Source organism: Kitasatospora sp. NPDC002543 (genome assembly GCF_053594915.1).
On record NZ_JBSFWR010000061.1, the window covers coordinates 39,317 to 50,101 of the forward strand.

The following is a 10,785-nucleotide window of genomic DNA, read 5'->3' on the forward strand; positions in this document are numbered from 1 at the left end:
AGGCGTATAGGTCGCTTGTGTAGATCGAGCGTATGGATCGCCCGTGTAGATCACTCGTATGGATCATCCGCATTGGTCGCCCGTGTAGATCGCCTGTCCCATACGCTTGTATGAACCGGTCCGCCAGGAGGCGGACCCCTCAGTTAGGGTCGGAACATGGGACATCGTGAGGATCTCCTGGCCGGCGCGCAGCGCTGCCTGATCGAGATCGGGTACGCGCGCACGACCACGCGCGACATCGTGGCCGCTTCCGGCACCAACCTCGCCTCGATCGGCTACCACTACGGCTCGAAGGAGGCGCTGCTCAACGAGGCGCTCATCCGGGCGATCGAGAGCCAGGGAGAACAGCTCGCCATGGCGATGGCGGCCGTCGACTACAGCGGCGGCCCGATGGAGCGATTCGAGAACATCTGGACCGTGGTGGTGGACAACTTCAACAGCCACCGCACGATCTGGCTCGGCACCTTCGAGGTGTTCGCCCAGGTCGACCGGGCACCGATGGTGCGGGAGGCGCTCGCCGCCACCATCCAACAGGGGCGGCAGGGCCTCGCCATGCTCTTCCACCCCGAGTCGGTGGGGCTGCCGGAGGAGACCCGGCAGGCGCTCGGCTCCTTCTTCCAGGCGCTGATGACCGGGATCATGACGCAATGGCTGGTCGACCCGGAGAACTCGCCCACCGGCCACGGGCTGGCCGAGGCGCTGCGCGTCCTGCAGGACTGGAAGGACGTCGAACCCGGCACCCGGAAGCCCGCGGCGGGCGGTCCGGCGGGCCCTCCCGGCGGCCTCCCCCCGGGCGCCCTCCCTCCCGGCGCCCTCCCTCCCGGCGGCTTCCCGGACGGGCCGCCCGGAGGACTCCCGCCCGGCCCGCCGCCGGGCCCGCCCGCCGCGGCGGAGGACCCGACGGCGGACGCACCCGGCGGGGAGCCCGCCGACGTCAGGACAGCGACCTGAGCCAGTCCTCGACCACGGCGGCCGTGGCCTCGGCGTCCTCGCCCAGCAGCGAGAAGTGATCGGCCTCCACCCGGCGAACCGTCTGGGTGGAGTCCCACGGCTGCGCCTGCCAGGCCTCGGCCTCCGGCAGCGAGCCGTCCGGCAGCCGGTAGAACGGCCGGGCGCACTGCGCGAACAGCACCGGCGCCGCCACCCCGCCCTCCGTCGTCACCGACGGCAGCAGCTCGGTGTACCGGCCCATGCCCGCCAGCCGCGCGGTGTCGAACCGGCCGAACTGCTTCTCCGCGTCCAGCATCGCCAGCACCGCCTCCTCGATCGGCAGGGCCTTGCCCATGTCGACGATCCGGAAGGCGTCCAGCAGCACCACCCCGGCCGGGGACACCCCGCGCCGCTCCAGGTACTGCGCCACCGCGTACGCCAGCACGCCGCCCGCCGAGTAGCCCTCCAGCACGAACGGCGCGCCGTCCGCGGCCCGCAGCACGCACTCGGCCAGCGCCTCCACGGCCGCCTCGGGCGTCGCCGGCAGGCTCTCGCCGCGCGCGAACCCGGGCAACGGCACCGCGAACACCCGGCGCGGGTCACGGAACCGCCCCACCAGCCGGGCCTGCTGGTAGGTGCCGCCGGTGGCCATCGTGGTGCTGAGGCACATCAGCACCGGCCGGACCGGCCCGTCCGCCAGCCGGACCGCGGACGGCACCCGCTCCAGCTCCGCGACCGACTCGAACTGCGGCAGCGAGTTCGCCACCGCCGACAGGATCCCGTAGCCGAGCCCCAGCCCGCCGGAGACCACCGCCTGCCGGAACACCCCGCTCAGCGTCTCGCCGTACTCGGCCGACTGGCCCGCGAAGGCCGACCGGCCCGCGTCCGGCTCCTGCGCCCCGGCAGCCCCGGCACCGTCGTCCAGCCGCTCCGCCAGCCGCTCGTGCACCAGCCGGACCAGCCCGGCCGGGCTCTTGCTCTCGAACACCACCATCGGCGGCAACCGGAGCCCGGTCGCCGCGTTCAGGCCGTTGCGCAGCCGCATCGCACCCAGCGAGTCCAGGCCCGACTCCAGGAAGTCCCGCTCCGGATCCACCGAATCCGGCCCGCCGAAGCCCAGCAGCGCCGCCGTGTGACCGAGCACCAGCTCGCGCAGCACCTCCTCCCGTCCGGCGGAGGACAGGCCCGCCAGCCGGCCCAGCAGCGCCTGCGCGTCCACCTCGCCGACCGCGGCCCGCCGCCGGGAGCGCGGAACCAGACCGCGCAGCAGCTCCGGCAGTTCGTCACCGCGCTCGCGCAGCGCCCGCAGGTCGAACCCGGCCAGCAGCACGGCGGTCCGGCCGCCCGCCACCGCGGCGTCGAACAGCGCCAGCCCCTCCTCGGCCGCCAGCGCCCGGATCCCGCCCTGGGCCAGCACCTCGGAGTCGGTCCTCGCCATCGCGCTGTCCGCCGCCCACAGCCCCCAGATCTGCGACTGGGCGGGCAGCCCGGCCGCCCGGCGGCGCACCGCCAGCGCGTCCAGGAACGCGTTCGCCGCCGCGTAGTTGGCCTGCCCCGGGGTGCCCAGCACGCCCGAGGCCGAGGAGAACAGCACGAAGGCGCTCAGCGGCATCCCCGCCGTCAGCTCGTGCAGGTTCAGCGCCCCGTCCACCTTCGGACGCAGCACCGTGTCCAGCCGCTCCGGCGTCAGCGAGCCGACCAGCCCGTCGTCCAGCACCCCGGCCGCGTGCACCACCGCGCCCAGCTCGACCCCGGCCAGCAGCTCCGCCAGCGACCCGCGGTCCGCCACGTCACAGGCGGCGATCTCCACCTCGGCGCCCAGCGCGGACAGCTCCCCGCGCAGCTCCTCGGCGCCCGGCGTCGCCGCGCCCCGGCGGCCGGTCAGCAGCAGCCGGCGCACCCCGTGGACCTCCACCAGGTGACGGGCCAGCACCCGGCCCAGACCGCCCAGCGCACCGGTGACCAGCACCGGGAGCGCCGGGTCGAACACCGGCCGGGCCGCCTCCGCGGCTCCGTCCGCAGCCCCGGCGGCCGCATCGCCCGCCGGCTCGCCCGCCGTGCCGAGCGCCACCCGCTCCAGCCGGGCCGCGTACAGCGCGCCCGGCCGGACCACGAGCTGCGCCCGGCCCGCCGCCAGCACGGCGCCCACGTCCAGCGAGTCCGCGACGTCCGCCAGCACGATCCGGTCCGGGTTCTCCGACTGCGCCGAGCGCACCAGACCCCAGACCGCGGCGCCCGCCGGATCCGTCAGCTCCTCACCGGCCGCCGACACGGCGCCCCTGGTCACCACGAGCAGCCGCGAGGCCGCGAACCGCTCCTCGGCCAGGAACTCCCGCACCGCCGCCAGCGTCCCGGCGACCGAGGCCCGCACCGCCGGTGCGGACTCCCCGCGAACGGCGTGGTGCACCAGCACCTCCGGGACGGTCGACGCCGCCCCGACGGCCGACCAGTCCAGCCAGTCCGGAGCACCGGCCGCGGCAGCCGGCGCCACCGGCTCCCAGACCACCTCGAACACCTGGTCCCGGCGCGGCGAACGGGCCGTCGCCAGCTGCTCCGGCGACACCGTCCGCAGGGTCAGCGCGTCCACCGTGGCCACCGGGGCGCCCGAACGGTCCGCCAGCTCCAGCGCCACCGTGTCCTCCCCGGTCCGGGCGATCCGCACCCGCAGCGCCCCGGCGCCGACCGCGTGCAGCTCCACCCCGTTCCAGGCGAACGGCAGTTCCGCCCCGGCCCGCTCCCGCCCGTCGAAGGCCAGCGCGTGCAGACAGGCGTCCAGCAGCGCCGGGTGCAGGCCGAAGCCGTCCACCTGGGTCGGCGCGTCCTCGCGCAGCACCACCTCGGCGAACAGCTCGCCGTCGCGCCGCCACACGCCCGTCAGATTGCGGAACGACGGCCCGTACTCGTAGCCGTGCTCGCGCATCGCCTCGTAGGCGCCGTCCAGCGGCACCGCCTGCGCCCCGGCCGGCGGCCACTGCGACAGGTCCACCGACGGAGCACCCGACGAGACCGCCAGGAGCCCCTCGGCGTGCAGCGTCCACGGCTCGTCCGCGCCCGGCGCCGCCGGCTCCGCGTCCTCCGCCCGCGCGTACACCGACACCGGCCGCCCGCCCGCCGCGTCCGGCTCGCCGACCAGCACCTGCACCGAGACCGCGCCCCGGTCGGGCAGCACCAGCGGCGCGTGCAGCACCAACTCCTCGACCCGGTCGCAGCCCGCGTGGTCCGCCGCCCGCAGCGCCAGCTCCACGAACGCCGTCCCCGGCAGCAGAACGGTGCCCAGCAACGCGTGGTCCCCGAGCCAGGCCTGCCGGCCCAGCGCCAGCCGACCGGTCAGGGTGAACCCCGCCGACTCCGGCGACGGCACCGCCGACGCCAGCAGCGGATGCCCCAACCCCGCCGGATCGCCCGCCGACGACTCCTCCAGCAGCCAGAACCGCTGCCGCTGGAACGGGTACGTCGGCAGCTCCGTGAACCGGCCGCCCGAACCCTCGAACGGCACCGACCAGTCCACCGACCCGCCGCGCGCGTGGTACTCGCCCAGCGACACCAGGAACCGCGCCAACGAACCGTCGTCGCGCTGCAGCGACCCGACGGCCGCGCCGGCCCCCACCGCGGCGCCCGGCGCCGCCGACTCCGCCAGCGCCTCCAGGGTGCCCTGCACGCTGGAGACCAGCACCGCGTGCGGGCTCATCTCCACGAACCAGCGGAACCCCTGCCCGTGCAACTCCCGTACGGCGTCCGCGAACCGCACCGGCTCGCGCAGGTTGCGGTACCAGTAGTCGGCCGGCATCGCCGCGGTGTCCAGCAGGCCCCCGGTGACCGTCGAGCAGAACGCCGTCGTGGCGGCCCGCGGCGGTTCGAACCCCGCCACCGCCTCCTCGACCCACCCGCGCAGCGCCTCCACGTGCGGGCTGTGGCTCGCCGCGTCCACCGGCACCCGCCGGGCGTGCACCCCGTCGGCCGCGCAGCCCGCCAGCAGCTCGTCGACCGCGTCCAGGTCCCCCGAGACGATGGTCGCGTGCGGCCCGTTCACCGCCGCCACGCCCAGCCGGTCCCCGAACGGGGCGATCAGCTCCAGCGCCCGCTCCACCGGCAGCGACACCGAGGCCATCCCGCCGGTGCCCTTCAGGGTGGCCATCGCCTGGCTGCGCCGCACCACCAGCCGGGCCGCCTCCGGCAGCGACAGCACCCCGGCCACGTACGCGGCGGCGATCTCGCCCTGCGAGTGGCCGACCACGGCGTCCGGCTCCACCCCGTGCCCGCGCCACAGCGCGGCCAGGCCCACCATCACCGCGAACAGCGCGGGCTGCACCACATCGGTGCGCTCCAGCGAGGCCGCGCCCGGCGCCCCGCGCAGCACGTCCAGCAGCGACCAGTCGGTCAGCGCGTCGACGGCCTCCGCGCACGCCCCGACCTCCGCGGCGAACACCGGCGAGGAGACCAGCAGTTCGGCCGCCATGCCCTGCCACTGCGAACCCTGGCCGGGGAAGACGAAGACCGTCCGGCCGGTCACGTCGGCCCGGCCCTGCACGGCCCGCGCCGAGGGGACGCCGTCGGCCAGCGCGAGCAGCGCGTCCGCCAGCTCCCGCGGGGTGCCGCCGGCGACCACCGCGCGGTGCTCCAGCGCGGCCCGGTGGCGCCACAGCGAGACTCCCACGTCCGCCGGACGCGGCACGGGGAGCCCGTGCGACCGCGGCGTCTCCGGCGTCCCCGGCGAGTCCTGGGTGTCCCGGGACTCCTCCGTGGCGAACAGGGCCAGCCGGCGGGCCTGGGCGCGCAGCGCCTCCGGCGAACGCGCGGACAGCAGCCACGGCACCGCCGACGGCTCGGCGGCGGGCGCGGGCGGCTCGGCGGCCGGCGACTGCGGGGCCTCCTCCAGGATCAGGTGGGCGTTGGTCCCGCTGATCCCGAACGAGGACACCCCGGCCCGGCGCGGATGGTCGCCCCGCACCCACTCCCTGGCCTCGGTCAGCAGCTCCACCGAGCCCGCCGACCAGTCCACCTTCGAGGAGCGCCGCCCCGCGTGCAGGGTCGGCGGCAGCACCCCGTGCCGCATCGCCTCGACCATCTTGATCACACCCGCCACCCCGGCGGCCGCCTGGGTGTGGCCGATGTTCGACTTCACCGAACCCAGCCAGAGCGGGCGGCCCGCCGGCCGGTCCTTGCCGTACGTCGCGAGCAGCGCCTGCGCCTCGATCGGGTCGCCCAGCGTGGTGCCCGTCCCGTGCGCCTCCACCACGTCGACCTGGTCCGCGGACACCTGCGCGTTGGCCAGCGCCTGCCGGATCACCCGCCGCTGGGAAGGACCGTTGGGGGCGGTGAGGCCGTTGGACGCGCCGTCCTGGTTGACCGCGGACCCCCGGATGACGGCCAGCACCCGGTGCCCGTTGCGCCGGGCGTCGGAGAGCCGCTCCAGCACCACCAGGCCGACGCCCTCCGCGCAGCCGAACCCGTCGGCGTCGTCCGAGAACGCCTTGCACCGCCCGTTCGGGGCCAGCCCGCGCTGGCTGCCGAAGTAGACGAAGACGTCCGGGCTCGCCATCACCGTCACCCCGCCGGCCAGCGCCAGCGAGCACTCACCGTTGCGCAGCGCCTGCACCGCCAGGTGCATGGTCACCAGCGACGACGAACAGGCGGTGTCGAGGGTGACCGACGGCCCCTCCAGCCCGAGGAAGTACGACAGCCGGCCCGAGGCGAACGAACCGGAGCTCGTGTTGAACGGGTAGTCGTGGTACATCAGGCCCGCGAACACCCCCGTCGCCGAGCCCTTGAGGGTGGTGGGGTCGATGCCGGCCCGCTCCAGCGCCTCCCAGGAGGTCTCCAGCAGCAGGCGCTGCTGGGGGTCCATGCCCATCGCCTCGTTCGGGCCGATCGAGAAGAACGCCGGATCGAAGTCCCCGGCCCGGTCCAGGAAGCCCCCCTCCCGGGTGTACGTCCGGCCCGGCGTCCCCGGCTCCTGCGCGTACAACGCGTCGACGTCCCAGCCCCGGTCGGCCGGGAACCGCGAGATCGCGTCCACCCGGTCGGTGACGGTCCGCCACAGGCCCTCCGGCGAGTCCACCCCGCCCGGGTAGCGGCAGCTCATGCCGACGATGGCGATCGGCTCCCGGCCGGCCGCGACCAGCTTCCGGTTCTGGCCGCGCAGCCGCTCGGTCTCCTTCAGCGACGCGCGCAGGGCGTCGACCAGCTTCTGATCGGTCGTACTCATCACTCAGTCTCCGTTGCGGTGTCGTCGCCGTAGGCGCCGAGGTCGTCCAGGCCGTCCAGGCCGTCGAAGTCGTCCAGGCCGCCGAGGCCGTCCGGGTCGTCGAGCTCCCCGGCGCCGTCGGAACCGTCGAGGCCCAGGCCGCCGAGGTCCAGCCCGTCGAGCGCCATGCTGATCAGGCTGTCGGCGTCCATCGCGTCGATCGCGTCGTCGATCGCGCCCGGGGCGCCGGCCGCGCTCCCGCCGGCCGACGCGCCACCCGCGGCGGTCCCGGCCGCACCCGCCGAGGCGTCGGCGGCCTGCGGCAGCCGCACCCCGCTCAGCTCCAGCAGCACGTCCAGCAGCCCGGCGTCCCGCAGACGGGCCAGCGGGATCTCCTGCAGCGCCCGGCGCACCTGGGACTCCGCCTCCGCGGCCCCGTCCGCGCCCAGCTCGGGCAGCAGCTCCTCCTCGATCTGGTCCGCGACGGCCTGCGCCGTCGGGTAGTCGAAGACCAGCGTCGCGGGCAGGCGCAGACCGGAGACGGCGTTCAGACGGTTGCGCAGCTCGACCGCCGAGAGCGAGTCGAAGCCCAGCTCCTGGAACGGCCGCTCCGCCGCCACCGCGTCCGCCGAGGCGTGCCCCAGCACCGCGGCCACCTGCGTACGCACCAGCTCCAGCAGCTCCTCGCGGCGCTCCTCCCCGGACAGGCCGAGCAGTCGGCGCTTCAGGGCCCCCGCGTCGGCGGCACCCGCCGCCTGCCGCCGCCCGGCCGGGGCCAGCGCCCGCAGCACCGGCGGCAGCGCCGCACCGGCCGAAGCCAGCGCCCGCACGTCCAACCGGACCACGACCTGCGCCGCCTCCGGTCGGCGGACCGCCGCGTCCAGGGCCGCCAGGCCCTGCGCCACAGAGAACGCCCCGATGCCGGAACGCAGCATCCGCTGCCGCTCCGCGTCGCCCAGGCCGGTCCCCATGCCGGCGCCGTCCCACAGGCCCCACGCCAGCGAGTGGCCCGCCAGACCGTCCGCCCGGCGCCGGGCGGCCAGCTCGTCCAGGAACGCGTTGGCCGCCGCGTAGTTGCCCTGGCCCGGGTTCCCGAAGACACCCGCGACCGAGGAGAACAGCACGAACAGGCGCAGGTCCAGCCCGGCGGTCAGCTCGTGCAGGTGCCAGGCGGCGGTCGCCTTCGGCGCGAGCACCGCGTCCAGCCGCTCCGGCGTCAGTGCCGTCACCAGGGCGTCGTCCAACACACCCGCAGTGTGCACCACACCGATCAGCGGCCACTCGGCCGGGACCTCGGCAAGCACCTGCGCCAGCCGCTCGCGGTCCGCGGCGTCGCAGGCGGTGACGGTCGCCTCGGCTCCCAACGCGGCGAGCTCGGCCACGAGTTCGCTCGCGCCGGGGGCATCCGGGCCCCGGCGGCTGGCGAGCACCAGCCGGCGCACGCCGTGCTCGGCCGCCAGATGACGGGCCACCGCCGCGCCCAGCGCACCGGTACCACCGGTGACCAGCACCGTCCCGGCGCCGTCGCCCAGCGGCCGCTCGGCCACCGGCGCCGCGCCCGCCCGGACCACCCGGCGGACGGCGAGCCCGCCGTCGGCGGCCAGCCGGACCTCCGGCTCCTCCAGCGCGAGCACCGCGCCCAGGGCGGAGCGCAGGACGTCGGTGACGACCGCGTCGACGGGCTCGGTGACGGGGTTGGTGACGGGCTCGGTGACGGGGTCGGTGACGGCGGGGGACTCCACCAGGACGAAGCGGTCCGGCTGCTCGGCCTGCGCCGCACGGACCAGGCCGCGCACGGCGGCGCCGGCCAGGTCACCGGTCCGGGTCACCACGACCAGACGAGCACGGCCGAACCGGGAATCCGCCGACCAGTCCTGCAGGACGGTGAGCAACCGCCGCGTCAGGGCGTGGGCCCCGGCTGCCGGATCGGCGACGCGACCGGTGGCCGGCTGACCGGCGGCCGGGTCCGTCCCGAAGCAGGGCAGGACCACGACCGGCGGAACGGCCGCAGCGCCCGGCCGCGCCACCTCGGCCCACTCCACCCACGGCACCGGCTCGGCGGTCGGCCGGGACACCTCGGCCCACTCCACCCGGAAGAGCGAGTCCGTCCCCGCCCCGGCGGCCGGCGCCAGCGCGGCGAGGTCCACCGGACGGGACACCAGCGCGTCCACCGTCAGCACCGGCGAGCCGCCGCCGTCCGCCACCGTCAGCGCGATGCTGTCCTGGCCGGTGGAGGCGATCCGGATCCGAAGCGCGGTGGCGCCGACGGCGTGGATGGACACACCGTTCCAGAGGAAGGGCAGCACCGCCCGTCCGTCGGCCTCCTCCGACCCGCCGCCCGCGAGGAGGCGGGCGTGCAGGGACGCGTCGAGGAGCGCGGGGTGCACACCGAAACGCGCGGCGTCGGCGTGGGCGTCCTCGGGGAGCACGACCTCGGCGAAGGTCTCGTCGCCGCGCTGCCAGGCGGCCTTGAGCCCCTGGAAGACCGGGCCGTAGCCGTAGCCGACCTCGGTGAGGACGGTGTAGGCGTCGGTGACGTCGATCTGCTCGGCGCCGGCCGGCGGCCACTGGGCCAGCCCGGCCCCGGAGGTCGCGGCGACCGACGGCTTGCCGGAGAGCAGGCCCTCCGCGTGCTGGGTCCAGGTGGTGGCGTCGTCGGTGCGGGAGTGGATCGTCACCGTGCGGTCGCCGTTGTCGTCGGCGCCGGTGACGGCGACCTGGACGGCGACACCGCCGTGCTCGGGGAGCACGAGGGGTGCCTGGAGAGCAAGCTCGGCGAGGACGTCACAGTCCACCTGCTGCCCGGCCCGCAGGGCCAGCTCGACGAAGCCGGTGCCCGGGAAGAGGATCGTGTCCCCGAGCCGGTGATCGGCCAGCCAGGGCTGGGAGGCCACGGAGAGACGGCCGGTGAGGACGACGCCGTCGCTGTCGGCGAGCGCGACGGCCGCGCCGAGCAGCGGGTGGTCGGCGGTGTCGAGGCCGGCGGCGGAGACGTCGGTGGTGGTGCTGACGGCGTTGACCCAGAAGCGTTCGTGCTGGAAGGGGTAGGTGGGCAGGTCGGTGTGGCGGGCGTCGAGGCCGGTGAAGGCCTTCGTCCAGTTCACGGCGGTGCCGTGGGTGTGGAGGGTGCCGAGGGCGGTGAGGAGGGTTCGGGTCTCGTCGCGGTCGCGGCGCTGGGTGGGGATGACGGTGGTGTCGTCGAGGGTCTGCTGGGCCATGGCGGTGAGGACGGCGTCGGGGCCGACCTCGAGCAGGGTGGTGACTCCGTTGCCGGTCAGGGTGCGGACGGCGTCGGTGAAGCGGACGGCGGCGCGGACCTGGTTGACCCAGTACTGCGGGTCGGTGAGTTCGGTGGTGGTGAGGGTGCCGGTGACGGTGGAGACGAGCGGGATGGTGGGTTCCTTGTAGGCCAACTCCCGTGCCACGGTGGCGTACTCGGCGAGCATGGGCTCCATGAGGGCGCTGTGGAAGGCGTGGGAGACGCGCAGGCGCGAGGTGCGGCGGCCCTGGGTGGCGAAGCGCTCGGCGAGTGCCTCCACGGCGGCGGTCTCGCCCGAGATGACCACGGAGCGGGGGCCGTTGAGGGCGGCGATGTCGACGCCGTCGGTCAGGTGCGGGGTGACCTCGTCCTCGGTGGCCTCGATGGCGGTCATGGCGCCGCCGCCCGGCAG

General features: G+C 75.8%; 3 protein-coding genes. 1 reads left to right on the forward strand and 2 read right to left on the reverse strand.

The annotated features are described in order from the left end of the window. Positions 1-156 precede the first annotated feature (156 nt). Positions 157-951: a TetR/AcrR family transcriptional regulator gene (locus tag ACWD4P_RS23950; protein WP_449780987.1), complete on the forward strand. Its 795-nt coding sequence runs from the start codon at positions 157-159 to the stop codon at positions 949-951. On the opposite strand, the gene ACWD4P_RS23955 is transcribed toward ACWD4P_RS23950, so the two are convergent. Then, complete coding sequence (locus tag ACWD4P_RS23955; RefSeq protein ID WP_449780988.1) at positions 935-7,138, reverse strand: type I polyketide synthase; 6,204 nt, start codon at positions 7,136-7,138, stop codon at positions 935-937. The genes ACWD4P_RS23950 and ACWD4P_RS23955 overlap by 17 nt on opposite strands. Continuing rightward, a complete protein-coding gene (locus tag ACWD4P_RS23960) occupies positions 7,135-10,767 on the reverse strand; it encodes an SDR family NAD(P)-dependent oxidoreductase (protein ID WP_449780989.1) in 3,633 nt (1,210 codons plus the stop codon). The genes ACWD4P_RS23955 and ACWD4P_RS23960 overlap by 4 nt, the downstream gene beginning before the upstream one ends. Positions 10,768-10,785: the final 18 nt, after the last annotated feature.